The sequence below is a fragment of the Streptomyces sp. NPDC018045 genome (assembly GCF_044327445.1).
Classification (GTDB): Bacteria; Actinomycetota; Actinomycetes; order Streptomycetales; family Streptomycetaceae; genus Streptomyces.
The window spans coordinates 562,239-587,988 of sequence record NZ_JBIRFL010000001.1 but is presented as its reverse complement, the minus strand read 5'-3'; the positions used below and the strand labels follow the sequence as shown (position 1 = coordinate 587,988).

Sequence of the window (25,750 nt, the reverse complement as noted above, 5' to 3'; positions counted from 1 at the left end):
GTGTGGGCGCCGCGGCTGCCGTTACGGGCCCGGTGACGGACAGAGCTACGGATACGGCTACGGACACAGCTACGGAAATGGCTACGGACACAGCTACGGACACAGCTACGGAGACGGCGATGGACACGCCCACGGAGGCGACGATGGACACGCCGACGCGCATGGCTACGGACACGACCACGGGCCACGGTCTGCGGATCGACATCGAGGATCTGCGGGTGTCCTACGCCGGCCGGTGTGTGGTGGCCGGGGTGCGTCTGATGGCGGCGCCGGGCGAGATCGCGGGGGTGGTCGGTCCGAACGGCAGCGGCAAGTCCACGGTGCTGCGTACGGTCTACCGGCATCTGCGCCCGGAAGCGGGCCGGGTGCTGCTCGCGGGGGAGGACATCCGGGCCATGCCGCCGACGCGCACCGCCCGGCACATCGCCGCCCTGCCCCAGGAACGCGGCGGCGACTTCGAACTCACCGTCCACGAGGTGGTGGCGATGGGCCGCACCCCGTACAAGCGGGCATTCGCGGGCGACGACCGCGCCGACCGGGAGACGGTGGCCCGCGCCCTGGCCGACGTGGGGCTGGCGGAGCACGGCGGGCGGCGGTTCTCGGCGCTCTCCGGCGGGGAGCGGCAGCGGGCCCTGCTCGCCCGCGCTTTCGCCCAGGCCCCGGACGTCCTCGTACTGGACGAGCCGACGAACCACCTGGACGTACGGCACCAGGTCGAGCTGCTGGCCCTGCTGCGCGGCCGGGCCTGTACAACGCTCGTCTCGCTGCACGACCTGAACGCGGCGGCCGTGGTCTGCGACCGGCTCCACGTGCTCTCCGAGGGGACGGTGGTGGCGTCCGGCGCGCCGCGCGACGTTCTGACGCCGGAGCTGCTGGCCGAGGTTTTCGGGGTGCGGGCGGCGGTGGTCGACCACCCGCTGACGGGGGACCCGCTGATCGCCGTCGATCAGCGCGGGGCCGTTGGCGCTGGTGGTTGAGCCGGTGCCGTTAGGCGGGTCGGTGCCGGTAGCTGATCCGGTGCCGGCCGCCCGGCCGTGTAGTCGTGGTGGCCGGAGGGGCTCCCGTACGCGTGGCGGTCCGATCGGCTTCCGTGCACGAGGCGATCCGATCAGTCTTCGCGCACGTAGTGGCTGGGGTGGCCGTCCCGGTGGACGAGCCGCCCGCGCTGTGCCGCGTCCGCCGCGCGCATCAGTCGTACACCGCCGTCCGCGTCCCGCAGTACGCACGCGTGCCAGGGCGTCATCCACACGTCGGGTGCGTCGAGCAGCCGGATGCCGAACTTCGCCGCGCCGCGCGGCTGCGGGTGGATGGACAGCCGTACGGCGTCCGGATGGTGCTCGGCGATCAGCGCGCCCCAGGCGCGGCTTCGCTGGATGACCCTGTAGGCGCGGCTGCGGCAGGCACGTTGCAGGGCGGAGCGGGTGCCCTCGAATCCGGTGCTGTCCTCGAAGAGGAAGCGGGTGATGCCGCGATAGAGGCGCAGTGTTTCGCCATCGCTGTCACCCTCGCCACGGCTATCGCTGTCGCGACCGCCGTGGCCGCTGCGCATGCCGTCGTTGGCGGCCGCTCCGCGGGTTTCGGCGCGCAGGGAGTCCAGGGACGGGGCGTAGCGGCGGTGCACCTCCGCGCGTTTGACGTCGCAGGGCAGGTCTCCGTAGACGTCCCGGAGGTCGAAGGTGCTGAGGTGGGACAGCCCGGCCGTACGGATCATGGCGCGCAGCGCGTCGTTGTACGCGTCGACGTGCGCGTCCGGCACGCCGATCACATCGCTGAAGACGTGCCCGTCCGAGCAGATGACGAGCCGCGCGCCCGGCGCGTACCGCTCGCCTATCGCGGCGCAGAGGCCGTCGAGGAAGCGCAGCGCGAGGCGTTCGCCTTCGTCGGGGAGGTGGCCGATGACCTTGGCGGGGTTGGGGGACTTGCAGGGAAAGCCGGGGAGCGTGAGACGGATGGGGCGGCGGGCGGCCACCAGGCGCCGCACCTGCTGAAGTTGGTGGGGGAAGTGGGCGGGAGTGGGGTCCTGGTGGTCGTAGGCGCTGTGTGGTGTCTCCAGCGTGCGGCGGTGGGGGAGGAGGAGGGCGAGGATGTCGTTGGCTATGGCGGTGGAAGGGTCGGCAGCCGCGTCGCTCGGGTTCATGTCCGTCGTCGAGTCGGTCGCCTGTCTCATCGGTCTCGTCTGTCGCATGGGGTTCATCGGGTACATCGGGCGCATCGAGAGCATGGGGCTCGTCGGTCTCGTCGGTCTCGTCGGTTTCATCGGGTGGTGGCCTCCCCGGTGCCGCTGGTCCCGCTGAACGGGCAGCCGGGTGTGGTTCCGGCATCGGCCCGCGTCGTAACCGTTCCGCCGTCGGTGCCCGGCCCGTAGGCGACAGGGAGCTTGTCGACGCCGCGCGCGAGCACTGCCGGGATCCATGTCAGCCGGCTGTCCGGTACGGCCTGCCGGAGGCCGGGCAGGCGGCGGAGCAGCGTTTCCAGGGCGATGTGCAGTTCGGTACGGGCCAGCGTGGCGCCCGGGCAGAAGTGGATGCCGTGGCCGAAGGCGAGGTGGGGGTTGGGGGACCGGTCGAGGTTCAGGGTGTCGGGTACGGGGAAACGGGCGGGGTCGCGGTTGGCCGCGCACAGCGAGACGATCACGGAGTCGCCGGCCGGGACGCGGGTGCCGGACACTTCCGCGTCCTCGGCGAGGAAACGCCAGGTCGTCAGCTCGAAGGCGCTGTCGTAACGGAGGAGTTCCTCGACGGCGCGGGGGAGGAGCGCCGAGTCGGCGCGGAGTGCGGCGAGGTGCTGAGGGTGGCGCAGCAGGGCGATCAGGGCCGTCGTGATCTGGTTGGTGACGGGTTCCTGTCCGGCGACGAGGAGCTGGAAGATCATGGAGTCCAGTTCGGCGCCGTCCAGGGCTCCCGCGTCGTGGGCGGCGACGAGACGGGAGAGCAGGTCGGCACCGGGGGCCTGCCGTTTGTGACGTACCAGCCCGGCGATGTAGTCCTGCAGGCCGCGCAGTCTCGCCTCGTACGCCGGGCGCCCGGGATCCTCCGGGCCGACGGGCTGGACGACCTTGCCCCAGTCCCGGTCGAAGCGCCGGGCGAACTCGTCCGGCAGACCGATGACCTCGGCGAGTACGAGGAAGGGGAAGCGGGCGGCGAATGACCCGACGAGATCGGTGGTACCGCCGTGCGCCGGGCTCGCGGGCGGCAGCTCGTCGAGCAGCGCGTCCGCCAGGGCCTCGAAGCGCGGGCGGAGTTCCGCTACGCGCTTGGGAGCGAAGGCGTCGGTGATCAGCCGGCGCAGGGCGGTGTGCCGGGGCGGGTCCTGGTGCAGCAGGTGCACCTGGAGCTGGGAGTGCTGCGGCTCCGGCATGATCGAGGCACGGGCGCGCCAGGCCGCGTTGCCCCGGGAGTGATGTTTGCCCAGTCGTGGGTCGTTCAACGCCCGGTGCGCGGCTTCGTAACCGGTGACGAGCCAGGCGCACACACCGCTCGGGAACCGGACACGGTGAACCGGACCGCGCTCGCGCAGCTCGGCGTAGAGGGGGTACGGGTCACGCTTGTAGTCCTCTCCGTAGAGGGGAAGCGGTTCGGGGAGGGACATGGGATGAGGGCTCCTCTGGGGTGGGGCGGGGATGGGCCCGGTCGGGCCGAAGAGCCTCGCGGTACGAGACCCGTCCGGTGCCGGCACGCACGGGCCGAACCCCTCGGCGGTCGGCAGGATTTCGCGTACACGCCCGGGGTCGGTCGCGCACACGCTTCACCCAGAGGTCGGACGGAAAGGGCGATGAGTTCCCGGCGCGGTACGGGAATTCCACTGAGGGAGGGCAATTGCCGTGCGGATGGCGGGCGGTGGCGGCGGGAACGATATCGAGGCGGCGTCGGGACGGCATCAGGACGGTGTTGGGAACCTCAGGTAGTCGGGTGGGCGGCCGGGTGGGTTCCGGCGGGTGGGCAGGACAAACCTCACGTGGTTGGGGGTGTGTTCGGGACAGCGCGTGAGGTGATCGGCGTGCCAGGATGGCTGCTCCGGGTTTCTTCCTGACCAGCCTCTGATTGCTATTCGCCGGTTTCCGGATCCGGTTTCGTCTCCTCGTCGTTCGGGCCTTGGAGACTTCCGCCCCTTTCCTTTCCCCCTTCCTTCTCCCTCTCTCACTCTCATTCCTTTCCCTCGTCTGTGTATCGGAGCGGCCATGCCTCTCGTGCGGCGTCTGTCATCCGCGCTGCCCGCGAAACCGGTGATCGGGTTCGTGGCGCTGCTTGCCGTCCTGTTCGTGTGCGCGTACGTCGCGGGGGCGGCCGCCGGTCCCGTGGCGCCGGGGATCCGGCCGAGCGGCACGCTCCCCGGAACCTCGCAACAACCCGGGGGCGGCGGCTCCATGGACGGCATGAGCGGGATGGACGGCATGGGCGGCATGGGCGAGATGGGATGAGCGAGCGTGTCACCGTACTGACGGTGGGCGGGATGACCTGCGCCGCGTGCGTGAACCGGGTGGAGAAGAAGCTCGGCCGGCTCGACGGGGTGACCGCCACGGTGAACCTGGCCACCGGCAAGGCCCGCGTCCATCACCCGGACGCACTGCCGGTGGCCGACCTCGTGGCGACCGTGGAGGCCGCGGGGTTCACGGCGGGGCTACCGGAGGCCCGACTGCGCGGCCCGGTGGGTGCCCCGACGTCCCCCGTAGGCGAGCCACCGTCCCCGGCAGGTGTCCCGCCACTCCCCGTAGGCGATGCGCCGCCCCCGGCAGGTGTCCCGCCACTCCCCGTAGGCGATGCGCCGCCCCCCGAAGGCGGCCCATCGTCCCCCGAAGGCGGTCCGGCGTCTCCCGAGGGGGAGGCGCCGGGAACCGAACGCGACCGCCTCCTCGTCACCGCGCTGCTGGCCGTCCCCGTCCTCGTCCTCTCGATGGTCCCCGCCTGGCAGTTCCGCGACTGGCAGTGGCTCTGCTTCGCGTTGACCGCGCCGGTCGCCGTGTGGAGCGCCCTGCCGTTCCACCGCCGCGCGGCGCATGGCCTGCGATACGGCGCCGCGACGATGGACACCCTGGTCTCCCTCGGCGTGGCCGCCTCGTTCGCCTGGTCCACGTACGCGCTCTTCCTGAGCGGCGGTACCGCGCACATCTATCTGGAAGCGGCCGTCGGCGTACCGCTGTTCGTCCTCGCGGGGCGGCGGCTGGAGGCCGGGGCCCGGCGGGGTACGGGGTCCGCGCTGCGGGCACTGGCCGAACTGGTCGGTAAGGACGTGTCCGTACGGGTACCGGCGGCCGACGCCACGGACAGCGGTCCCAGCAGCGGTCCCAGCAGCGGCAGCGGCCGCGGTGACCGTTCCGGCAGCGGCTCCGGGGGCGCTGCCGCCACCGTGGAGCGCCGTATTCCGGTGTCCCGGCTCCAGGTCGGTGACCGATTCCTCGTGCGCCCCGGGGAACGGGTGGCCACCGACGGCACGGTGGTGGACGGCAGTTCCGCCCTCGACCTCTCCCTCGTCACCGGCGAGAGCGGCCCGGTGGAGGTCGGGCCGGGCTCGGCGGTGATCGGCGGCGCGGTGAACGCGGGCGGCCTCCTGGAAGTACGCGCGGCCGCGGTCGGCGCGGACACCCGGCTCGCCAGGATCACCCGCCTCGTGGAGGAGGCACAGACCGGCAAGACCCAGGTGCAGCGCCTGGCCGACGCGGTCGCGGGGGTCTTCGTCCCGGCTGTGCTGGCGGTCTCCGTCACCGTCCTCGGGTTCTGGCTGGGCGCCGGCGCCGACCCGCAGGCGGCCGTGACCGCCGCGGTGGCCGTCCTGGTCGTCGCCTGTCCCTGCGCGCTCGGACTGGCCACGCCCACCGCCCTGCTGGCCGCCACCGGCCGGGGCGCGCAGTTGGGCATCCTCGTCAGCGGTCCGCGAGCCCTGGAGCGGCTGCGGCGCATCGACACTCTGGTGCTGGACAAGACCGGCACGCTGACCACCGGGCGGATGAGCGTGATCGCCGTGACGGCCCGTACGGAGATCGCGGAGGCGAGAGGGGCAGCGGAGGCCACGGAAGGGGGCGCGCAGGTCACACAGGTCACGCAGGCCACGGGAGCCGCGGAGATAACGAGCGGGGCCGTGGATGCCACGGAGCCCACGGGAGCCGTGGAGTCTGCGGAAATCACGGAGCCTGCGCAAGTCACGGAGCTCGCCAATGCCACGGAGCCCGCGAGATCCACGGAACCCGCAGGAGCCGCGGACGCGCCCGGCGCCTACCCGGCCGACGAGATCCTTCGCCTGGCCGCGGCCGTGGAGTACGGCTCCGAGCACCCCTTGGCGCGCGCCATCACCGCGTACGGCGACCTGCGCCGCAAGGCCCTCGCCGACCATCGGCCGTCTCCCGTGGTGCGCCATTTCGCCGCGACCGCGGGGTACGGCGTGACCGGCGAGGTGGACGGGCGGTCGGTGACCGTCGGGCGGCCCGGCGAGCCGGCGGAACTGCCCGTCTCGCTCGCGGACGCCGTCCGTACGGCCGAGGCCGCCGGGCACACCGCTGTACTGGTGTCCGTCGACGGCACTCCGCAGGCCGTCGTCGCCGTCGGCGACACGCTGCGGCCCGACTGCTACCGGACCGTCGACCAACTGCGCCGCCTCGGCCTGCGGCCGGTGCTGGCCACCGGGGACCGGGCGGCCACCGCGCGGGCCGTCGCCGACCACCTCGGCATCACCGAGATCCACGCCGGGGCCCTCCCCGAGGAGAAGGCCGCACTGGTCACCACGTTGAAGGAACACGGCGGCCGGGTCGCGGTGGTCGGGGACGGGGTCAACGACGCGGCCGCCCTGGCCCGCGCCGACCTCGGCATCGCCATGGGCAGCGGTACGGACGCCGCGATCGGCGCGGCCGACGTCACCGTGTTGCGCGAGGACCTCCAGGCCGTACCCGACGCCGTACGGCTGGCCCGGCGCACGCTGGCCACCATCCGCGTCAACCTTGTCTGGGCCTTCGGCTACAACCTGGTCACCGTGCCGCTCGCCGCCGTCGGACGGCTGGACCCGATGATCGCGGCTGCCGCGATGTCCGCGAGTTCGCTGCTGGTGGTGGGCAACAGCTTGCGGCTACGTGCGTGGCAGCCGGGCGGCCGCAAGCGGGGCGGCGGGGGCCCGGGCCGCGGGGACCGGAACGGCCGGCCGCGCAGCGGGCCCGGGAAACGTGCCGCGTACGCCGCCCCGCGCGCTACGGCCGACACCTCCCGCATTCCTTCGGCGACTTCCCGGGACACTCCATGACCTCTTCCGCCACACGCGCTCAGGGCATCGCAGACGGCGCTGGCGCCGGGCGTCCTGCGAGTGCGGTCCGCGCCGTCCTGCGCTCCGCCGCCGTACCGCTGCTCGCGGGCGTGCTGACGCTCGGCTGCCTCACCGCCTGGACCGTCACCGGCAACGCGGGCACTCCGCCCCGGCTGCGCGTGACCGACGGCCGTATCCTCACCGCCTCCAACACGGAAGCCACCGCCGCCTTCTTCACCATCAGCAACACCGGCACCACCGCCGACCAACTGACGGGCGTCACCGGCCCGGCCGGGCTGCGGGCCATGGTCGGCCGGGACGCCGAGGTCGCCGAAGGAGCGCACCGGATGGAGATGGCCGGCGCCGTCACCGTCCCGGCACGCGGCGAACTGCGCATGGCGCCGACCGGCCTGGACGTCATGATCAGCCCGCCGCCCCGTCTCGAACCGGGCGACCGGCTCAGCTTCACCCTGCACTTCCGCGACAGCGGACCCGTCACGGCCCAGGCCGTCGCGGTACGCCCGGGTCAGCTACGGCTATGACACAGGCTCTGAGCCGACGAGGGCCATGAGCGCCCCGCCGGAGGCCGGTGCCCCGGGCGCGCACCCGGGGCACCGGTCTGTTGAGGCATCCGGTTCAAACACGGCCGGATTCAGGGCACTGCTTCAGGAAACCGGAACAGTCACCCGCTTCCGCCGCCCGTTTCACGCGGCGGACCCCGCCGGCACGCGGGCGTGCGCCCGTGCGAGCGCGCCCACGGAGTGGGCCGGACTCCTGTGCTCCCGCTCGTGCCCCTCGCCCCGCTCCTCCTGTTCCGCCAGCAACGCCACCAGCGTCTCGCGGGCCCGGGCCACTCGGGAACGCACCGTCCCCACCGGGCAGTCGGCGATCACCGCCGCTTCCGCGTACCGCAGGCCCAGCAACTGGGTCAGCACGAACGCCTCCCGGCGGGGTGCGGGCAGCGCCGACAGCAGGTCGGCGAGGGCGACGCCTTCGTCGAAACCGGGCACGCCACGCGGCTGAGCCTGCTCCACCGCGGTCTGCCAGTCGTCGGTCCCGGCGAGCCGGGGCCTGCTGGCCATGGACCGCAGCCGGTCGGCGACCGTACGGCGGGCGATGGACAGCAGCCAGGTACGAGCCGACGACCGGCCCTCGAATCGGGGCAGGCTGCGCAGGGCCCGCAGATAGGTGTCCTGCACCAGATCGTCGGCGGCCTGTGCGTCGCCACTGAGGTGCGTGACGTAGCGGCGTACGTCCAACTGTGTGGCGCGCACGAACCGTTCCACGGCCGTCTCGTCCCCGGTACGGGCCGCCAGGGCCCAGGCCGTCACCGCACTGTCATCGCGCACGCCGCACCCCCTCGCCGCCGGCCGCGGAACCGTGGCCGCGCATGTCGGGGAGGATGGGGGCATGCACTGCTCGCGCGTACGAACCGCCGTTTCCGCCCGCCTGGACGGCGAACAACTGCCGCCGGGCGTCACGGGCGGGCAGCTCGACGCCCACCTGGCGGGCTGCGCGGACTGCCGTCTCTGGCGGGAGCGGGCCGCACGGTTGCAGCGTCTCATCTCGGCCGCGCGGACGACGGCCGGTGGCGCGGACGACGGCGCGGTGGGCGGCGCGGTGGGCGGTGCGGTCGGCGGTGCCTTCGGCGGTACGGGGAACGATCCGGCGGCTGCGCCGGCTCCGGACGGGCGGCTCGACCGGTTGCGACGGTCCGCCGCACACGGCGATGGCGAGCGGCCCTGAGCGGGAGCTGCCCCGTTCGCCCACCGGCCCGGAGCCGGTGAGCCCGGAGCCGGAGGGCTCGGGCCTCGACATTTCGGGCCTCGACGTTTCGGGGCCCGACGGTTGGGCGTTCGACGTGTCGGCGCATGGCGCTTCGGCAGCGCGCCTGACCGCGGAGGTGGAAGCGGGGCATGCCGGCGCCGCCGCTCTCCGGACAGGAGTCAACATCAGTAGTCCTTCGGGAGAACCGGTCCCGCCGTGTACGAAACGGACGACGGCGATCGGGACCGGTGACGATTACGAGGACCAGGACCGGCTCCGGCCACGCCTGCGCGGGAGCGCGTAACGGCGCGGCGCGAGGTACGAGGGGCCAAGAGGTGCGGGCGCCCATGACGCGGGCACCAAAGGCGGCGCAGGCGCGGGCACCAAGAAGCACGAGGTACCGAGAGGCGCGTAGTCCTGGGTGTGACCGTGCTGTCAGCAGACAGCGGTCTCCCGGGGCGGGCCGCGGAGCCAGATGACGTGGACGAGGACCAGCCGCCGCAGCGGCTGCCGGGGCTCGCGGCGCACCGGACGGCCGGGCCGGGGCGGCTCGGGCAGGACCGCGCGCAGGACGAGGGCGAGCGGCACGAACAGCCGTACGGAGACGGTCCGTACGACGCGGAACGCGGCCCGCTCGCCGCCGCACAGCCACCAGGCGCTCAGCAGCGCGACCAGAAGGTGCGCCGCGACCATGCCGGTCATGCTGCCGTCCATCCCCGGCATGTCATGTACGTGATGTATCCCGTGGCCGCCATGGACCCCGTGGGTTCCGTGGGCCCCGTGCATCGCGTGCAGCCCGTGCGTCCCCTGCATGCCGGTCACGGCATCGCCGTACTGCCGCCCTATCCCCACGTCGTACAGCATCTGTTCGGCCTGACGCTGCGGGATCGGGCCGACCGTGCCGCACGTCAGCGAGGCCGCCCACCGCTGGGCCAAGGACGCCTGCTCGCCCCCGGCCCCGGCGGCGGACACGCTGGCCGCCACCGACTGACCGAAGGAGAAGGCGGCGTGCAGCGCGGCCTGTGTCACCAGCGTCAGCGCGGTGACGAACAGCGGTCCCCGCTCGCGTCCGGCGAGGCACCACGCCCCGCCGGCCGTCAGCGTCACCGTGCCGAGCAGTACCCACCAGGGCACGGGCGCGCCGGACATGAGGGCGTGGCCGAGGGCGGCGAGCAGCACACACACCGCCGCGAACACCCCGGCCCGCAATCCCCTGAGAACGCGCCCCGCAATCATGACCCGCACATCGTTGCACCCCGCTCCGGACGCCGGACGGCAGGGGCAGGGAAAGGGGGCGAGGTAGGCCCAGATCCAGGTACGTGCTCAGGCCCGGGCCCAGGCCTGAGCCCAGATCCAGGCGTGGTCCAGGTGCAAGGCCCAGGTCCAGCTCCGGCTCCCGGGTCCACGTCGGGTTCAGTACGGCAGCCCGGAGAGAAACGCATGCAGGGCGTGGTCGAAGTGGCCGGTGTTCTCCAGGTTCACCATGTGGCCGGCGCCCGGGATCCGTACGCGCTGGGCGTCCGGCACGGCGAGGGTGATGGCATGGGCGTTGGCGGAGATGTCGGAACTGTCCAGGTCGCCGTCCAGGACCAGGGTCGGTACGCGGATCTCCGACAGCCGCTCGTACGCGCCGACCTCGACCGGCACCCCGGCGCCCATACCGCCCGCGTGCACCACCACGTTGGCGTCCGCCGACGCCCGCATCCGCTCGCGCAGGGCGGGGTCCACGGCGTCGGGACCACGGTGCGGGCCGTCCACCCACATGCGCAGGAAGTGCTCGATGTAGCGCTCCGTGCCGTCCTCGTCCTCGGTGACGGCGGCCACCTGCTCCTTGATGTGCTCCAGGATGAACGGATCGGTGAAGGCCCGGCCGCTCACCCCGGGCGACGCCAGGGCCAGCGCGAAGACGCGGTCCGGGTGGGTGAGCGCCATGTCGAGGGCGATACGTGCGCCGTGGGAGAGGCCGACGAGGATGGCACTCGCTATGCCGAGGTGGTCGAGGAGCGTACGCAGGTCCTCGTGGTTGGCGTAGTCACCGTCGACGGTGGAGGACAGGCCGTGACCGCGCGCGTCGTAGCGGACCGTGCGCAGGCCGGAGCGGGCGAGCCAGGCGAACTGCTCGTCCCACATGCGCTGGTCGAGCATCCCGCCGTGCAGCAGCACCACCGAGGGGTCGCCCTCCGTTCCGGCGCCGGCCGCCTCGTAGAACAGCTCACCGTTCTCGACCGGGACCGTGTCGTTCTCGACCTCCACCCCGAACCATGCGTCGGCTGCCGGAGCCCCCTGGGACTCCAGCGCCCCTGGGGCCTCCAGAGCCCCTGGCGCAGCCAGGAACCCAGGGGCATCCAGGAATCCAGGGGTGCCCGAGATCCCTGAGGCTTCCAGAAATCCTGGGGCGGCCGAGTTCCCCGGGACCGCCAATATCCCCGGGGTGCCCAGAGCCCCTTGAGTCTCTCGAATCCCGTTGGCTTCGTGGATTCCTTCGGTCGTCATGCTCCGTGCCGTCCTGTGGGTGCTGGTGTCGGGTGGGGCGCTCGGGGCGCGTGGGGTGCTCGGGGCGCCCGGGAGGTGGGTGGGCGCGCCGGGTCGTCCCGGGCCAGGGCCCGGAACTCCTCGCCGAGGCGGTCCAGCACACGCAGCGTGGTGGCCACGTCGGCAGCCGGCACCCCGGCCAGCACCCGCCGCAGCCCGGCCGCCTCGGACTGCTGGAGCGCACTCATGACCTCGGAGCCGTCCGGCGTGAGCCGGATCAGGGGAGAGCGTCGGTGCGCGGGGTTGGGGACGGCCTCCACCAGGCCCAGTCCCGTCGCGTGGTTCACCCAGCGCTGCACCGGCTGCCGGTCCAGCTCCAGGGTGCGGGCCAGCTCCGGTACGGTTCGCGGGCCCTGCGAGCGCAGGGCGTCCAGCAGCGCGCACTGACCGGCCGTCAGGCCCGTACCCGCCAGTTCCCGTTCCACTGCGCGCACGACCGTCCGGTGCAGCGGCCACAGGCGGCGGAGCACCTCGTACGCGAGGTGCTCGGCGGAGTCCGCGCCGCCCTCAGTGACACTCATGGTGTCATGATGACATCGACAGTGTCATTACGGAAGTCGCGCCACGCGCCCGGCAGTTGCGGCGTACGCCCGGCGCTCACACCCTTCCGGACACCCGCCGGCCCCATCGGATCCGCCGGCCCCGCAAAATCCGGGGATTCCGCTGTATGTACGGACGAACGCGCGCCGAAGTTCCCGCACCGGTATCGCTTCCTCTCGCCCCGTCAGGAAAGGCGGCGCACGGGCACGGTTCCGCGCCACAGGCGGCGGGCGGACAGCCAGGCCGCGGCGAGCAGCAGCAGGTTGCGCGCGTACAGGTTGGCGATGGACAGCCAGGCCGCGTCATCCCGCAGCCCGCGGTAGAGGAGCGGGAAGTCCAGCGTGGTGAAGACGCAGGCCGCGAGGATCAGCGCGGCGACCGGGCGCTGGGTGGTGTCGCCGCGCAACAGGCAGACGGCGGCCAGGCCGAGCAGCCAGACCATGTACTGCGGGCTGATCACCCGGCTGGTGACCACGAACAGCAGCGTGGCGGTCAGCGCGGCGTCCGGCAGGACCCGGGCGGCGGTGCGGTCCGAGCGGCGCCGCCACCACAGCAGCCAGCCGAAGGCCGACACGGTCGACACCTGCATGGCGACGCTGACCCCGTGCACCCACGGGCCGACGAACTCGTGCGACCCGTCCTTCGCCGCCCACGTACCGCTCCAGCCGAGGTGCCGCGCCACATGGAACGGCAGGGAGCCGACCGACTCGATCTGGATGCCGCGCGCCTCCTGGGCGGAGAGGAAGGAGAGCGCGTTCGGCATCGTGAGGGCGAACCCGGCGGTCACGGCCGCGCCGGTGACGGCTGCGACCGCCCAGGCCGTACGCGTGCGGCGGCCCCGCGACGTGCCGGCGAGCAGCAGCGCGGGCCAGACCTTGATGACGGCGGCGACGGCCGTCACGGCGCCGAAGAGCCGGTCGGACCAGGCGCGCCGCGCGGACGCGGCCACCAGGGCGAGTATCGCCAGGGCGGTGACGTGCAGGTCGAACCGGTTCCACGGCATGGTGCTGAGGACGGCCAGACCCACGGTCCACAGCCAGGGGGCGGCGAGGGAGCGGCCGCGCCGCCGCGCCGCCCACACCAGCACCGCGAAGATCGCGGCGTCGCACAGGGCGGCCAGCACGATGAAGGCGTGCCCGTAAGCGAGGCCGGGGACGAGTCCGGGGGCCAGGATCGGCAGCGCCGCGCCGGGCGGGTACTGCCAGCTCACGTCGTGCAGCGGGAAGCCGCCACCGCTCAGGACCATGTACCAGCCGGTGTAGACCCTGCTCACGGACGGATCGAGCCCGCCGCCGCCCACGAACGGGCTGATCTTCAGCGCCGCCGGCACCAGCCAGAGCCGGGTGAGGACCCAGACGGCGAGCAGGGGAAGGAACGCCGCGCGGCGGCGCTTCGGGAGTGGAGCCTGCGCCGTGGTCTGCCCGATGGGGCGGTCGGTGGCCTGGTGGGCGATCCGTTCGGTGACCTGGACGGTGGTCCCCTCGGCGCCGTGATCGGCGGTCGGGCTGACGGCCTGATCGGCGGACCGGGTGTCGGCGTGAACCGCGGTCTTCCGGGTGTCGGCGTGATCGGCGGCCCGGGGGGTGACCCGTCCGGTGGCCTGAACGGTGGTCTGGTCGGGCACTGTGCCGGGGCTCCGTTCGTACGAGTGGGGCGGTATGTGCCTGACCTGCGGAGACGGCAGGCGAACAGGCTACCCACGGGGTGTATACATGCAATGTATACGTGCAGTGTAGAGTCCCCGTCATGCCCGTTGAAGCCGTCCCTGCCGTCCCCGCCGCACCGGCCGTCACTCCTCCCACGCAACGCGGCGTCCCCACCGGCCCCTCCGCTTCCGGCCCCGGCCGCCCCGGCCCCGGCCCCGCGCCCTTCGGCTCGGCCTCCGCCCTCGCGCGGCTCGCCGTCCCGGTGCTGCCCGCGCTGCTGGCGCTGGCGCTCGGTCTGTGGGGCATCCGACGGGAGGGCAGCCTGTGGCGGGACGAGGCCGTGACCTGGCAGGTCGGGCAGCGTTCGGTGGCGGAGATCTGGGACATGCTCGGCCAGGTGGACGTCGTGCACGGCCTTTACTACGTGCTGATGCACGGCGTCTTCGAAGTCTTCGGCACCGGACCGGCCGTACTCCGGATGCCGTCCGTACTGGCCGTCGCCGTGGCCGCTGCGGCGACCGCCGCGGCCGGACGCCGCCTCGCCGGGCCGTGGGCCGGCCTCGCGGCCGGGCTGGTGCTCGCACTGATCCCCAACATCCAGCACTACGCCCAGGAGGGCCGGGCGTACGCGCTGGTCACGGCCGGTACGGCGGTGGCCACCTGGCTCCTGGTCAGCGCCGCCGAAGCCGGCGTCGGCCCGGCCGCTTCGAAGGGCGGGAACGCTCCGGCAGTCGCCGACCGCGCGTCGGCCACGGTGCGGCCCTGTCGGAACCGCCGGCCCCGTCGGCCCGGTTGGCACCACTGGCCGCGCTGGGTGGGCTACGTCCTGGCCCTGCTGACCACGGCCCTGCTGAACTGGTTCTCGCTGTTCGTCCTGCCCGCGCACGCCGTCACCGTGCTCGTCGCGCGCCGCCGCGGTGGACGTCCGCTGCTCGCGCCGTGGTCGGTCTCCGCCGCCGTGGTGCTGGCGGGGGCGCTGCCGCTCATCCAGGCCAGCCGGGCCCAGGCGGGCCAGGTGTCGTGGATCAGGCCCGTCGCCGGGTCCACGGTGCTGGGCATCGCCGTTCTGCTGCTCGTGGCGCTGGTGTGCGCCCGCGTCCCGTACCCGGGCCGGGGCCGTGCGCCCGTGTCACCGGCCTCCGTCGGACTGCCGCTGCTCGCCGTGCCCCAGTGCGGCCTGCTGCTGGCCTCGGTCCTCGTGGAACCCCTCTACCTCGACCGCTATGTCCTCTACACGAACATCGGCTTCGCCCTGCTCCTCGGCGTCGGCGTGGCCGCGGCCGTGCAGGCGCTCCCGGTCCGTACGGGGGCGCTGCTCGCGGGCGTCACGGTGCTGGCCTTTGTGGCACTGCTGCCCGTGGAGACCGGCCTGCGCGAGCCGGAGAGCCGGGCGGACGACGTGCTGCGGGCGGCGGACCGGGTCGCGGCGACCGCGCGCACGGGCGACGGCGTGCTGTTCATACCGGCCGCGCGGCGCGACACGGCGCTGGTGACGCCGTCGGCGTTCACGGGTCTGGACGACCTCGCGCTGGCCGAGGGCCCGGTGGCCTCCGGCACCATCAAGGGCGTCGAGGGCAGCGCCGAGCAGATACGTATCGCCATGCTGGCCAAGTCCCGCATAGTGGTGGTCACCGACACCCGCCGGGCCGCGCCGCCGGCCCCCGTACGCGAGACCGAGAAGCTCCGCGTCCTCGACCAGCACTTCCAGCGGACCGACCGTACGGACACCGTCGGCCGCCGTATAGAGGTCTACGAAAAGGTGCGGTGACCCACCCGCCGAAAGCCGAGCCCGGACCTACGGCCCCGAAACCTGACTGGCGAGTCCTGGCCCGCAGCCGCACACCCCTCAGCTTCCCCCGCACGGCCCCGGCTCCGCCCCCGCACCGAACCTGACGACCAGATCGGCGCGCTCCCGCCCGGCCGCCACCAGCCGGGCGTTGGCCTCGTCCGAGGTGCGTACGAAGTGCTCGGCGTGCGCGCGGGACTTGCCGAAGCGCTCGTGCCGGTCGATCAGGCGCCGTACCCGTTCCGCGTCGTCCAGGTCCACGTACCAGATCTCGTCGAGGCAGTCCCTGGCCCGTTTCCACGACGGGTCGTCGAGCAGCAGGTAGTTGCCCTCCGTCACGACGAGCGGCACGTCGGGCGCTACGGCGATGCTGCCCGCCACCGGTTCCTCGATGCGGCGGTCGAAGGCAGGGGCGTAGACGGCGGTGTCCGGTTCGGGGGAGCGCAGGCGGGCGAGCAGGGCCGCGTATCCGGTGGCGTCGAAGGTGTCCGGCGCGCCCTTGCGGTCCGTACGTTCCAGGCGGCGCAACTCCGCCTCGGCGAGGTGGAAGCCGTCCATGGGGACGAGCACCGCCGATCCGGCCAGTTCGGAGACCAGGTGGGCGGCCAGGGTGGACTTGCCCGAGCCGGGCGGCCCCGCGATACCGAGAAGCCGCCGGCGGGCCGGGATGGCGGAGACGGAGGCGGAGGCGGCGAGGCGCCGGGCGCGCGTGACGAGTTGCTGCAGTTCCATGATCGCGGTTCCTGCTCCTCCTTCGGGCCGGCTGCGGACGGGTTCGATGGGGACGGCCGGTGCGGGCGGGTTCGGTGGGCCGGTCCGTTCGGACGGGCGGGTTCGGTGGGGCGGTCGGGTTCGGTGGGGCGGTCGGCCTACTCCGACTCTCCCGCCACCCCCAGCCGCCACAGCGAGGTCACCTCGGCGGCGCGCGCCGCGTGCAGGGGGTCGGTGGCGTCACTGGCGCGGGGGTGCCGCGGCTGGATGTCCAGGCGGTCCAGGACCGTCAGGCCCGCCGCGTCGAAGGCGGCGGTCAGCTCGGCGCGGGGGCGCAGCCCGAGGTGTTCGGCGAGGTCGGACAGGATCAGCCAGCCCTCGCCGCCCGGTTCGAGATGGTCGGTCAGGCCGTTCAGGAAGCCGCGGAGCATCCGGCTGCCCGGGTCGTAGACCGCGTACTCGACGGGGGAGGTGGGCTTGGCGGGCACCCACGGCGGGTTGCAGACGATCAGCGACGCGCGCCCGGCCGGGAACAGGTCGGCCGCCACGACCGCCACGCGGCCGGCCACCCCCAGTCGCTCGGTGTTCTCCCGGGCGCAGGCCAGCGCCCTCGGGTCCTGGTCGGTGGCCACGACCCGGGGCACGCCGCGCCGGGCCAGCACCGCGGCCAGGACGCCGGTGCCGGTGCCGATGTCGAACGCCGGACCCGGGACGGACGGGAGCGGCGCCCGGGCCACCAGGTCGACGTACTCGCCGCGGACGGGTGAGAAGACGCCGTAGTACGGGTGGACGCGGTCGCCGCCGAGCGCCGGTATGACGACGCCGTTTCTGCGCCATTCGTACGCGCCGATCACGCCGAGCAGTTCGCGCAGCGAAACGATCAGGGGCAGGGCGGGATCCGCCCCGACGGGTGCCGTTCGCGCCCCCTCGGCGGGCCTTCCGGCGTCGTCCGGGCCGTACGCGTGGAGGCACGCCTCCCGTACGTCGGGCGCGCGGCGCAGCGCGAGCCCGTACCCGGGCTCCAGGGGCACCAGCAGCATCCCCAGGATGCGGGCGCGCTGGCTCTGCGCGGCCCGGTGCTGGTGGAAGGCCTGGGCTGGGTCGGCCGGCGGCCGCTTGCGCGGGCGGCGGTCGATACGGCGGGCCAGCGCCGTCAGCAACTGGCGGGCGTTGTGGAAGTCGCCGCGCCACAGTAGCGCGGTGCCTTCGCAGGCGAGTTTGTAGGCGTCGTCGGCCTTCGTGCGGTCGTCCGCGACGACCACCCGCCGGGGCGCCGGGGCGCCGCTCTCGGAACGCCAGCGTGCGGCGCGGGCGGCGCCGGCCTCGGTCCACGCGACGGACTGCGGGGCCTGAAGTGTGTTCATTGCGTCCCAGGTAAGGGGCTGAGAAGTGACGTTCGACTCTACTCCGTGCCGGGGAGGGACCTTCGTCCCCTGTCGCCGGAACGGCGCGGGGTAGGAGTATGGAAATAGTTGGGCATAGCACTCGCTGTTGGTCGTATGGAGGCGGACATGGACACCATGCCGGTCATTGTCGCGGTGGACGGATCCCCCGACAGCGAACGGGCACTGCGCTGGGCGATCGAGGCGGCCCGGCTGCGCTCCGCGCCGCTCCAGGTCGTGCACGTCTGGCCGTACGTCACCTCGGAGGGCCGCGCGGCGGCCGAGTCCGGCATCGGCGACCCGGTCCTGGACGGCCTGCGCAAGACGCTGGACGGGCAGGCCGACACGGCCGGTCTGCCGGGCATCGAATTCCGCAGCCTCAGCGGGCTCACCGACACCCTGCTGCCCGCCCTCGGGGCCGAGGCGCAACTGCTGGTGCTCGGCTCGCGCGGGCGCGGCGGCTTCGCCAGCCTGCTGCTCGGCTCGAACGGCATGGCGTGCGCGGCGCATTCGGAGGGGCCCGTGGTGGTCGTGCCGCGCCCGGACCGCGCCGGCGCCGAACGCGGCCCCGACGGCGAACTGGTCCGGTCGGATCCGCCACAGGTCACGCTGGGCGTCGACGCCTCCTCGGACGAGCCGGGCGCGATCGGCTTCGCCTTCGCCGAGGCGAGCCGCCGCGGCGCGCGCCTGAAGGTGGTCTCCGGCTATGCCTGGCCGATGCTGACCGCGCCGTCCTTCGAATACATGGCGGCCTACGAAGGCACCCAGCAGGAGTACGCGAACGCCTTGGGCGAGCAGGTCACGCTGACGCTCGCGCCGTACCGTGAGCGCTACCCCGAGGTGGCGGTGACGGCCGAGCTGCGGGAGGCGGACGCGGCCGGGCAGCTCGTCGAGGCGTCCAGGTCCAGCGACCTGGTCGTGGTCGCCCGGCACCGCAGGCGCCTGCCGGTCGGCCGCCGCCTCGGCTCGGTCGCCCATGCCGTACTGCTGCACGCGGTGTGCCCGATCGCGGTCGTACCGGAAGCGTCCGAGCGCAGCAACCAGGAGAAGCAGAGCGAGCAGGGGGAGTAGAGCACGCAGGGAGAACAGGACAGGCAAGGGGAGCAGGCCACGCGAGCCGAGCAGGACGCGCCAGGGAAGCCCCCACGGCCCCCTCAGTCGATGCCGAACGCCTCCGCATAGCGCACCGTGCCGCGCGGCGGTGTGCTGCCGTCCAGGGACAGCGCGAGGAACGCTTCGTCCGGCCACTCCTGGGGCGGCAGGATGCCGGAGCGGGAGGCGGGCTCGAAGCCGAACCTGGGGTAGTACGGCGGGTGGCCCAGCACGACGGCCGTCCGCTCGCCGGCGGCCCGGGCCGCGTCCAGCAGGGCGCGGACGACGGCGCTGCCCGCGCCCTGCCGGTGGAACTCCGGCAGCACGGCACACGGCGCGAGCGCGACGGCCGGTTCGCCGGCTATGTGACAGCGGGTGAGCAGCGCGTGCGCGACGACGGGCGCGGACGCCGCCACGGCGCCGGCCGACTCGCCGCCCGGCCCGGCGGCGGGCTCGGCCACGTACGAAAGGCCCGGCAGCCAGGCCGCCGGGTCACGCCGCAGCGCGTCGACGAGGTCGGCCTCGCCGGCCGTCTCGAAGGCGGCGAGGCCGATCCGGCGGACGGCCGGGATGTCCTCGGGGGTCTCGGGGCGGCACTGCCAGTTGTTCATGCCCACATGGTCGCATCGGGGTCCGACAATCCGCCCGCGCGTTTTTCCCGCCCCGTGCCGCGGGCGATCAGTCCGAGCTGGTCGCGGGGAACGCCGCGGCGGCCTGCCGCTCCGGCCTGCGCATCAGGAAGACCGCCGCCGACCCGGCCGCGAACAGCGCGAACACCGACATGGCGGTGCTGATCCACGACGCGCCCAGCCACGTACCGCCCACATAGCCCAGGCACACGCCGTACACGGCCCAGGCCAGCCCGGCCAGCGCGGACCACGGCAGGAACTCCCGGACCGTACGGTGCGCGACCCCCGCGCCCAGGCTGACCACCGAGCGCCCGGCGGGGGCGAAGCGGGCCAGGACGACGATGCCGCCGCCACCGCGCGTCAGGGCCGCGCCGAGCCGTTCCTGCGCCGCGGTCAGGCGGCGGGAGCGGGCGATGGCGCGGTCGAAGCGGTCGCCGCCGCGCCAGGCGAGCCGGTAGGCGACCATGTCGCCGAGCACCGAGGCGGTCGCGGCGCACAGGACCAGGGCCAGCATCTCGAAGAGGTCGGCGTCGCCGCGTACGGAGGTGGAGACGCCCACCGCGCCGGCCGCGGTGCGGGTGCCCGCGGCGGTGGTGGCCGCGGTGATCACGAGGACGCCGCTGGGCAGGATCGGCACGAAGACGTCGAGGAGTACGGAGAGTCCGACGATCGCGTAGACCCAAGGGGTGTCGCTCAACGACCCCAGGCTTTCCAACAACGTCCTTCTCCTGATCCGAACCCCTGCCGCGACGTCGCATCGGCGGCTGGGGCGGCTTACCGCCATACAGCGTACGCCTGGCGTGCCCGCAGTGACGTTCCGGGGCGCCCGGTGTTGTTGGGTTCACACCCGCGCGGAACCGTCCCGGGCGGCACTGTCACCCGTCTGCTCCGGCCGTGGCGCAAAAGAGCGCGGCTTTGGGCATGTTATGTGCCGATATAAGTGCCTTGTGAAGTGCGCACAGCAGGGCGCTCCGGAGCGGAACGGCACACGAATGGAGACAGGCATGCAGACGTTGAGGGAGCCGTCGACGGCGTCGGACAGCGCGGCGGAACCGGCCACTGGAAGGGGAAGGGCCGTGAGCGGGGGGCGGTCCGGGAACGGTGCGGCGCGCAGGCGGACGGCGGCCAGGGCGGCGGGTGCCTCCGCGGCGGTCCTCGCCACGGCGAGCGCGCTCCTGCTCGCACCGGCGGCCGTGGCGGCGGACGGCGACAAGATCGTGAAGAACACCGTCAACCAGGAGTACGCCGTCACGACCGCGGCGCAGTTCACACGGCCGAACAGCGCCATGCTGAGCAGCGCGCTGACGTACGACCCCAAGCTGGTGCCCGTGAACTCCCGCGTGACGGTCAGTGAGCGTGCCGACAGCGCACGGACCCGGGTCGGCCTGCGGGTGGCCGGCCTGGTGGCGAATCGCGCCTACGGGGCGCACGTCCACACGGGCAAGTGCGGAGTCAGCCCGGACAGCTCGGGGCCGCACTACCAGCACCGCAAGGACCCGCGCACGCCGTCCGTCGACCCGGCCTACGCCAACCCGAAGAACGAGGTCTGGCTGGACTTCACGACCGACGGGCGCGGCGAGGGCAGCGCCGAGTCCCGGCACGCGTGGCGTTTCCGGTCCGGCGAGGCGCGGTCCGTGGCGATCCACGAGCGGCGCACCGCGACCGGCGCCGGGGTGGCGGGCACGGCCGGCCGGGTGGTGGCGTGCTACTCCGTGCCGTTCAACCAGTCGAAGGAAGCCGCGAAGGCCGTCTCCGGCCTCCTGGGGAAGCTTTTCTGACCGCGGGTCCGGACCTGCCTTCCGCCTACGGCCCGGTCCAGCGGACTCGGCGCGGCCCGGCGGCACCCTTAGGCGTGTGAACGAGCGGCGGCCCCCGGTGTGTACCGGGGGCCGCCGCTCGACGCCGGGTGGTGGCTGGAAGGGCCGCCGTGCTGCCGTCAGGCCGCGCTCGGCTCGCGCTGGGCGCCCGTCGTGGCCTCGGCCGGCTGCCGCGAGCGGAAGAACAGGTGGTCCAGCGACCAGGTGCCGGGGCCGGTGAAGACGAGCAGCAGGAATGCCCAACAGAACAGCACGGACAGCTCACCGCCGTTCTGGAGCGGCCACAGGGACTGGCCCGCGTGCACGGAGAAGTACGCGTACGCCATGGAGCCGGAGCTGATCAGGGCGGCGACGCGGGTGCCGAGGCCCAGCATGACCAGGACGCCGCCGACGAACTGGATGACGGCCGCGTACCAGCCGGGCCAGCTTCCCACGGGCACGGTCAGGCCCTTGCCCATCGCGCCGCCGAGGACGCCGAACAGCGAGGACGCGCCATGGCAGGCGAAGAGCAGGCCGGTGACGACGCGGAAGAGCGAGAGGGTGTGCGGCTTGATTCGTTCGGTGAGCTCGGTCACCGGGGATTGCGCGGACATGGAGGAACTCCTGCGGTTTCGGGGACGGGAACCGACAAGGAGAAAGGTTAGGGAGACCTAATCGGTACTTGCAAGTTCAACATCTGGCCATATCCGGCCGGTGGCCGAAAATGGTCATGGCCCGAAGTGCCGCCCGAGCGACGGCATCAGTGTGTGCCCTGGCCACCGAACTCACCCCGGGATGCCCTGGAATGTGGCCCTCCGCCGGGCGGAACGCTTCGGCGGCAGCAGAAGGCAGCTCCGGCGCAAAGCCCGGCGACAGGCCAGGCAAAAGAGCGGGTAAAGCGCCCGGGCGGCCGGGTGAGGCGGCCCGCCATCTAGCCCGCGTCAGCCCCTGGGCCCTTCCCCGCGTCCGCCCCCGGTGCCTCCCCTGGGCCCTCCCCTGCGTCCGCCCCCGGGCCCTTCTCCGAGGCCGCCCCCGCGTCCGCCTCCGCGCCCTTCCCCGCTCCCGGCGCCTTCCCGCCCGTCAGCTCTTCGTCCCACGCGCGGACCAGCCGCGCGCCGCCGCCCTGCTCGCGCTGTGCCTGGTCCAGCCGCAGCCGGGCCGCGCGCCCGTCCAGCGCCAGGGTCATGAGCTGGTTGCCGAACCACGGGCCTCCCGTGCGGCGCCAGCCGATCGGCGGCCGCTCCAGCCGGGCGTGCCGGGCCAGTGCGTGGCCCAGCCGGCGGCCGGGCCGGCTCCACCCGAAGCGGAAGCCGGCCCGCATGGTGGCGGGGATGCTGTTGTGTACGGGCGAGCAGGTGAGCTGGAGCACGCGGGCGGCGGGCGTGGAGCCGTCGTGCCAGTGCGGCTCGGCCACGTACGCGTGGTGCACGTCGCCGGACAGCACGCATACCGTCGCCGGTGCCGCGTCACCCGTGCCGGCCTCGGTGAGCAGGTCGGTGAGCGCGGCGAAGGATTCCGGGAACGCCGCCCAGTGCTCCAGGTCGGCCCGCTGCCGCAGCGACTCGCTCCGGCGGGCCCAGCGTGCGCCGCGCGCGCCGGCGCACAGTGCGGCGTTCCAGCCCTCCGCGTCGTGGATCAGGTTCGGCAGGAGCCAGGGCAGTGAGCTGCCGATCAGCAGGTGGTCGTACGCGCCGTGGTCGGCCAGCACCTGTTCGCGCAGCCAGCCCGCCTCGGCCGGGTCGAGCATCGCCCGCCGTCCCTCGTCCAGGACGCGGGTGGCGCGGGTGTCGACCATGACGAGCCGTACGCGGCCGAAGTCGCGCCGGTAGCTCCAGCGGGCACAGCCCGGGTCGGCGTCGGCGGCCGCGGCGAACTCCCGTACCAGGTCCGTGCCGTCCGGCAGCGCCCTGACCCGGGCGTACAGCTCGTCCTTCTCCAGCTCGGCGGGGGAGAGGTTGCCCAGGTGCTGGTACACCCAATAGGACATCAGGCCGCCCAGCACCCGCTCCCGCCACCAGGGGGTCGCGCGCATCCGGGCCTGCCAGGCCGCGGAGGTGTTCCAGTCGTCCATGACGTCGTGGTCGTCGAAGATCATGCAGCTCGGGACGGTGGACAGCAGCCAGCGCACCTCCGGGTCGAGCCAGGACTCGGCATAGAGGTGGGTGTACTCCTCGTAGTCCGCGACCTGCCGCCACGGCGGCTCGGAGGTGTCGCGGCGGGCGGCGAGCAGCCGGGCGGTCGCGTCCGAGGTCTGGTCGGCGTACACCTGGTCGCCCAGCAGGAGCAGTACGTCCGGGCGGCGGAGCGCGGGGTCGGCGGCGAGCGCGGCGGCGAGGGTGTCCAGGGCGTCCGGGCCGACCGGGTCGTGGGCGTCGGCGGGCGGCGCGGCCCAGCGGCAGGAGCCGAAGGCGACGCGCAGGTGCTGGTCCGCCGGGGCATCGCCCGGGGCCGCCGGGGTGTGGATCGTGCTCTGCGGGAAGCGGCTGCCGGGCAGCGGCCAGACCTGCTCGCCGTCCAGCAGGACGCGGTAGGGGGTCTCGCTGTCCGGCGCCAGTCCGGCGACGGGCACCAGCGCGTAGTGGTGACCGGCCACCTGCCATGTGCGCTCGGCGCCGCCCGCGCCGTTCTCGCAACGGACGTGCACCTCGCAGGGCCGGTCGGTCTCGACCCACACCGTCGCGCTGATCTCGTCCACGTACCGCAGCAGCGGCCCCAGGAGCAGCCCGGCCATCGGCGATCCTCCCCTCGTACGGGCCGGTGCCCGTACGTGTGTGCTCAGAGGATAGGAGCCGAGCGCGGGTGACGGGACGGCTCCGGCCTCCTCGCGGAGAAAGACGGAGCCGTCCGGTCGTACGGTTGCGTCACCCGGTCATCCGCCGGTCAGCGGCCGATCACCCACCGGGCGCCCACCGTTCGGGGCCGTGCCGGGCGACGGCCCTCAGCAGCGGTCGAGGATCTTCTTCAGTGCCGCCTTCTCCGCCGTGTCGGCCGTCAGCCCGTACACGTGCTTCACCGACACCCACATCCGCGCGTAGGTGCAGTGGTACGAGGTCTTGGGCGGCAGCCACTTGGCCGGGTCCTTGTCGCCCTTCTCCTGGTTGACGTTGTCGGTGACGGCGATGAGCTGCGCGTGGGTGAGGTCGTTGGCCAGTTGGCCGCGGCGCTCGGTCGTCCACTTGGAGGCGCCGGACTTCCACGCCTCCGACAGCGGTACGACGTGGTCGATGTCCACGTCGGACGCCTTGGTCCACACGCCGTCGTCGTAGGCCGACTTCCAGGTGCCGCCGGTCGAGGCGCACTTGCTGTCGGTCTGCACGTTCTCGCCGTCCCGCTTGAGCACGACCTCGCGCGTGTTGCAGTTCTTGCCCTGGTCGGACCAGTGCGGGAACTTGTCGCGGCTGTAGCCGTCCTGCGAGCCCTGGGGGGCTTCCTTGATCTGCGCGAGATAGGCGCGGGCGGTCGCGGCGTCCGGCGGGGTGGGCGGCGCCGCCTGGGCGGGCTGGGTGCCGAGCACCAGCGTGCAGGCGAGGGCGGCGGCGGATCCGGCGGCGAGTGTGACACGACGCGCGTAGACCTTGGGCATCGGAACTCCCTTGCTGTGGGGGGAAGTCGAGGTGCGGGACGGGGCCTCATGGTGGTGCCGTGGGGTTACCGCGAGGCAGTCCCCAGGTAACAGGGTGACGACATGCTCACGTCACTTCAAGGGGTTGACATGACGTCACCCGCCCCCGGCGGCCCGGGATGTGGCGTGCGCGGGCGCGTGCGCCCTTCCGGGGCGCCGTCCGCCGCGCCCTACAGTGATCGCGTGCTGCTGCCGGTCAACACCACCCTCGGGGTCGTTCTCGCCGTCCTGCTCGCCGCCGCCGTGGCCGTCGCCGCGCTCGCCCGCCTCGATCACGCGCGGGCCATCGCCTTCGCCGGCCTGCGCGCGGCCCTCCAGCTCGCCGCCGTCTCGTACCTCATCGGCTGGGTGGTACGGGACGTGCCCTGGCTGCTCTGTTTCCTCGTACTGATGTTCGCGGTTGCCGTACGGACCGCGGGCCGCCGTCTCACCCCGAACCGCACCTGGTGGTGGGCGGCCGCGCCGCTCGCCGCCGGGGTCGTGCCGGTCGTCGGCGCCCTGCTGCTCACCGGCCTGGTCCCGCCGCGCGGCGTCACCCTCGTCCCCGTCGCCGGCATCCTGATCGGCGGCGCCCTCACCGCCACCGTTCTCGGCGGGCGGCGGGCCCTGGACGAGCTGGAGACACGGCACGGGGAGGTGGAGGCGGGGCTGGCGCTGGGCCTGCTCGACCGGGAGGCCCGGATGGAGGTCGCCCGTCCGGCCGCGTCCGACGCGCTGCTGCCGGGCCTGGACCAGACCCGCACCGTGGGACTCGTCACGCTCCCCGGCGCCTTCGTCGGCATGCTGCTGGGCGGCGCGTCACCCGTTCAGGCGGGCGCGGTGCAGCTTTTCGTCCTCGTCGCGCTGCTCGCCGTACAGGCGGCGGCCGTGGCGGTGGTGCTGGAGCTGGTGGCCCGCGGGCGGCTGCACCGCGTACCCTTGCCCCCAGCAGAAGGGGAGTAGCTCTTCGCCGGACCGTCGACATACTGCCCGCCCGTCGGCCGCCACCGCACAGGTGACAGGCCGCCCGCGGTGGGCCGGCGCCCG

The 25,750-nt window shown here is 73.5% G+C and carries 23 protein-coding genes; 9 read left to right on the top strand and 14 right to left on the bottom strand.

Annotated features, from left to right (window positions below; all coding sequences use genetic code 11):
- The first annotated feature begins 191 nt into the window (after positions 1–191).
- On the top strand, positions 192–977 hold the full coding sequence (locus tag ACH4EB_RS02450; RefSeq protein WP_398345731.1) for an ABC transporter ATP-binding protein: 786 nt from the start codon (positions 192–194) through the stop codon (positions 975–977).
- A gap of 131 nt (positions 978–1,108) precedes the next feature.
- On the opposite strand, the gene ACH4EB_RS02445 is transcribed toward ACH4EB_RS02450, so the two are convergent.
- On the bottom strand, positions 1,109–2,167 hold the full coding sequence (locus tag ACH4EB_RS02445; protein ID WP_398345382.1) for an L-tyrosine/L-tryptophan isonitrile synthase family protein: 1,059 nt from the start codon (positions 2,165–2,167) through the stop codon (positions 1,109–1,111).
- A gap of 86 nt (positions 2,168–2,253) precedes the next feature.
- Positions 2,254–3,588 carry a cytochrome P450 gene (locus ACH4EB_RS02440; RefSeq protein WP_398345381.1) on the bottom strand — a complete coding sequence of 445 codons (1,335 nt, stop codon included), beginning with the start codon at positions 3,586–3,588 and terminating at the stop codon, positions 2,254–2,256.
- 589 nt (positions 3,589–4,177) lie between these two features.
- Here ACH4EB_RS02440 and ACH4EB_RS02435 point away from each other — a divergent pair.
- From ACH4EB_RS02435 to ACH4EB_RS02425, 3 genes are read left to right on the top strand one after another with little or no spacing between them, the layout of a single operon-like run.
- On the top strand, positions 4,178–4,417 hold the full coding sequence (locus ACH4EB_RS02435; protein WP_398345380.1) for a hypothetical protein: 240 nt from the start codon (positions 4,178–4,180) through the stop codon (positions 4,415–4,417).
- Positions 4,414–7,221, top strand: coding sequence for a heavy metal translocating P-type ATPase (locus ACH4EB_RS02430; protein WP_398345379.1), 2,808 nt, complete (start codon positions 4,414–4,416; stop codon positions 7,219–7,221). Before ACH4EB_RS02435 ends, ACH4EB_RS02430 begins: the two co-directional genes overlap by 4 nt.
- Positions 7,218–7,763, top strand: a complete 546-nt coding sequence (locus tag ACH4EB_RS02425; protein WP_398345378.1) for a copper chaperone PCu(A)C — start codon at positions 7,218–7,220, stop codon at positions 7,761–7,763. Before ACH4EB_RS02430 ends, ACH4EB_RS02425 begins: the two co-directional genes overlap by 4 nt.
- Positions 7,764–7,925: 162 nt before the next feature.
- On the opposite strand, the gene ACH4EB_RS02420 is transcribed toward ACH4EB_RS02425, so the two are convergent.
- Positions 7,926–8,570 carry a sigma-70 family RNA polymerase sigma factor gene (locus ACH4EB_RS02420; RefSeq protein WP_398345377.1) on the bottom strand — a complete coding sequence of 215 codons (645 nt, stop codon included), beginning with the start codon at positions 8,568–8,570 and terminating at the stop codon, positions 7,926–7,928.
- 61 nt (positions 8,571–8,631) lie between these two features.
- Between ACH4EB_RS02420 and ACH4EB_RS02415 the strand changes: the two genes are divergently transcribed.
- Entirely contained in the window at positions 8,632–8,967 is a 336-nt protein-coding gene (locus ACH4EB_RS02415) for a zf-HC2 domain-containing protein (RefSeq protein WP_398345376.1), read from the top strand.
- Between the two features lie 456 nt (positions 8,968–9,423).
- Here the strand turns inward: ACH4EB_RS02415 and ACH4EB_RS02410 are convergent, their stop codons facing one another.
- The 4 genes from ACH4EB_RS02410 to ACH4EB_RS02395 form a co-directional block, all read right to left on the bottom strand.
- On the bottom strand, positions 9,424–10,185 hold the full coding sequence (locus tag ACH4EB_RS02410) for a PE-PGRS family protein (protein WP_398345375.1): 762 nt from the start codon (positions 10,183–10,185) through the stop codon (positions 9,424–9,426).
- Between the two features lie 216 nt (positions 10,186–10,401).
- A complete protein-coding gene (locus ACH4EB_RS02405) occupies positions 10,402–11,241 on the bottom strand; it encodes an alpha/beta fold hydrolase (protein ID WP_398345374.1) in 840 nt (279 codons plus the stop codon).
- 236 nt (positions 11,242–11,477) lie between these two features.
- Positions 11,478–12,041 carry a MarR family winged helix-turn-helix transcriptional regulator gene (locus ACH4EB_RS02400; RefSeq protein WP_398345373.1) on the bottom strand — a complete coding sequence of 188 codons (564 nt, stop codon included), beginning with the start codon at positions 12,039–12,041 and terminating at the stop codon, positions 11,478–11,480.
- A 203-nt stretch (positions 12,042–12,244) separates the two neighbouring features.
- A complete protein-coding gene (locus ACH4EB_RS02395) occupies positions 12,245–13,684 on the bottom strand; it encodes a glycosyltransferase family 87 protein (RefSeq protein WP_398345372.1) in 1,440 nt (479 codons plus the stop codon).
- 122 nt (positions 13,685–13,806) lie between these two features.
- Between ACH4EB_RS02395 and ACH4EB_RS02390 the strand changes: the two genes are divergently transcribed.
- Positions 13,807–15,474 carry a glycosyltransferase family 39 protein gene (locus tag ACH4EB_RS02390; protein ID WP_398345371.1) on the top strand — a complete coding sequence of 556 codons (1,668 nt, stop codon included), beginning with the start codon at positions 13,807–13,809 and terminating at the stop codon, positions 15,472–15,474.
- A 78-nt stretch (positions 15,475–15,552) separates the two neighbouring features.
- Here ACH4EB_RS02390 and ACH4EB_RS02385 read toward each other — a convergent pair whose 3' ends face one another.
- The gene (locus tag ACH4EB_RS02385) at positions 15,553–16,224 is read right to left on the bottom strand and encodes a nucleoside/nucleotide kinase family protein (RefSeq protein ID WP_398345370.1); all 672 of its coding nucleotides are present in this window, start codon (positions 16,222–16,224) and stop codon (positions 15,553–15,555) included.
- A gap of 137 nt (positions 16,225–16,361) precedes the next feature.
- Complete coding sequence (locus tag ACH4EB_RS02380) at positions 16,362–17,567, bottom strand: methyltransferase (protein ID WP_398345369.1); 1,206 nt, start codon at positions 17,565–17,567, stop codon at positions 16,362–16,364.
- 147 nt (positions 17,568–17,714) lie between these two features.
- On the opposite strand from ACH4EB_RS02380, the gene ACH4EB_RS02375 reads away from it, so the two are divergent.
- Positions 17,715–18,656 (top strand): universal stress protein, encoded by a 942-nt coding sequence (locus tag ACH4EB_RS02375; protein WP_398345368.1) that lies wholly within the window; start codon positions 17,715–17,717, stop codon positions 18,654–18,656.
- Positions 18,657–18,739: 83 nt separating this feature from the next.
- Here the strand turns inward: ACH4EB_RS02375 and ACH4EB_RS02370 are convergent, their stop codons facing one another.
- Complete coding sequence (locus ACH4EB_RS02370; RefSeq protein ID WP_398345367.1) at positions 18,740–19,288, bottom strand: GNAT family N-acetyltransferase; 549 nt, start codon at positions 19,286–19,288, stop codon at positions 18,740–18,742.
- Positions 19,289–19,355: 67 nt separating this feature from the next.
- Positions 19,356–20,003, bottom strand: a complete 648-nt coding sequence (locus tag ACH4EB_RS02365; protein ID WP_398345366.1) for a DedA family protein — start codon at positions 20,001–20,003, stop codon at positions 19,356–19,358.
- A 379-nt stretch (positions 20,004–20,382) separates the two neighbouring features.
- Between ACH4EB_RS02365 and ACH4EB_RS02360 the strand changes: the two genes are divergently transcribed.
- On the top strand, positions 20,383–21,084 hold the full coding sequence (locus ACH4EB_RS02360; protein WP_398345365.1) for a superoxide dismutase family protein: 702 nt from the start codon (positions 20,383–20,385) through the stop codon (positions 21,082–21,084).
- 158 nt (positions 21,085–21,242) lie between these two features.
- Here the strand turns inward: ACH4EB_RS02360 and ACH4EB_RS02355 are convergent, their stop codons facing one another.
- The 3 genes from ACH4EB_RS02355 to ACH4EB_RS02345 form a co-directional block, all read right to left on the bottom strand.
- A complete protein-coding gene (locus tag ACH4EB_RS02355) occupies positions 21,243–21,716 on the bottom strand; it encodes a DoxX family protein (protein WP_398345364.1) in 474 nt (157 codons plus the stop codon).
- Positions 21,717–22,033: 317 nt separating this feature from the next.
- Complete coding sequence (locus ACH4EB_RS02350) at positions 22,034–23,833, bottom strand: alkaline phosphatase D family protein (protein WP_398345362.1); 1,800 nt, start codon at positions 23,831–23,833, stop codon at positions 22,034–22,036.
- A gap of 207 nt (positions 23,834–24,040) precedes the next feature.
- Positions 24,041–24,685 carry an HNH endonuclease family protein gene (locus ACH4EB_RS02345; RefSeq protein WP_398345361.1) on the bottom strand — a complete coding sequence of 215 codons (645 nt, stop codon included), beginning with the start codon at positions 24,683–24,685 and terminating at the stop codon, positions 24,041–24,043.
- 222 nt (positions 24,686–24,907) lie between these two features.
- Here ACH4EB_RS02345 and ACH4EB_RS02340 point away from each other — a divergent pair, with 222 nt between their 5' ends.
- A complete protein-coding gene (locus ACH4EB_RS02340; protein ID WP_398345360.1) occupies positions 24,908–25,666 on the top strand; it encodes an ABC transporter permease in 759 nt (252 codons plus the stop codon).
- Positions 25,667–25,750 lie beyond the last annotated feature (84 nt).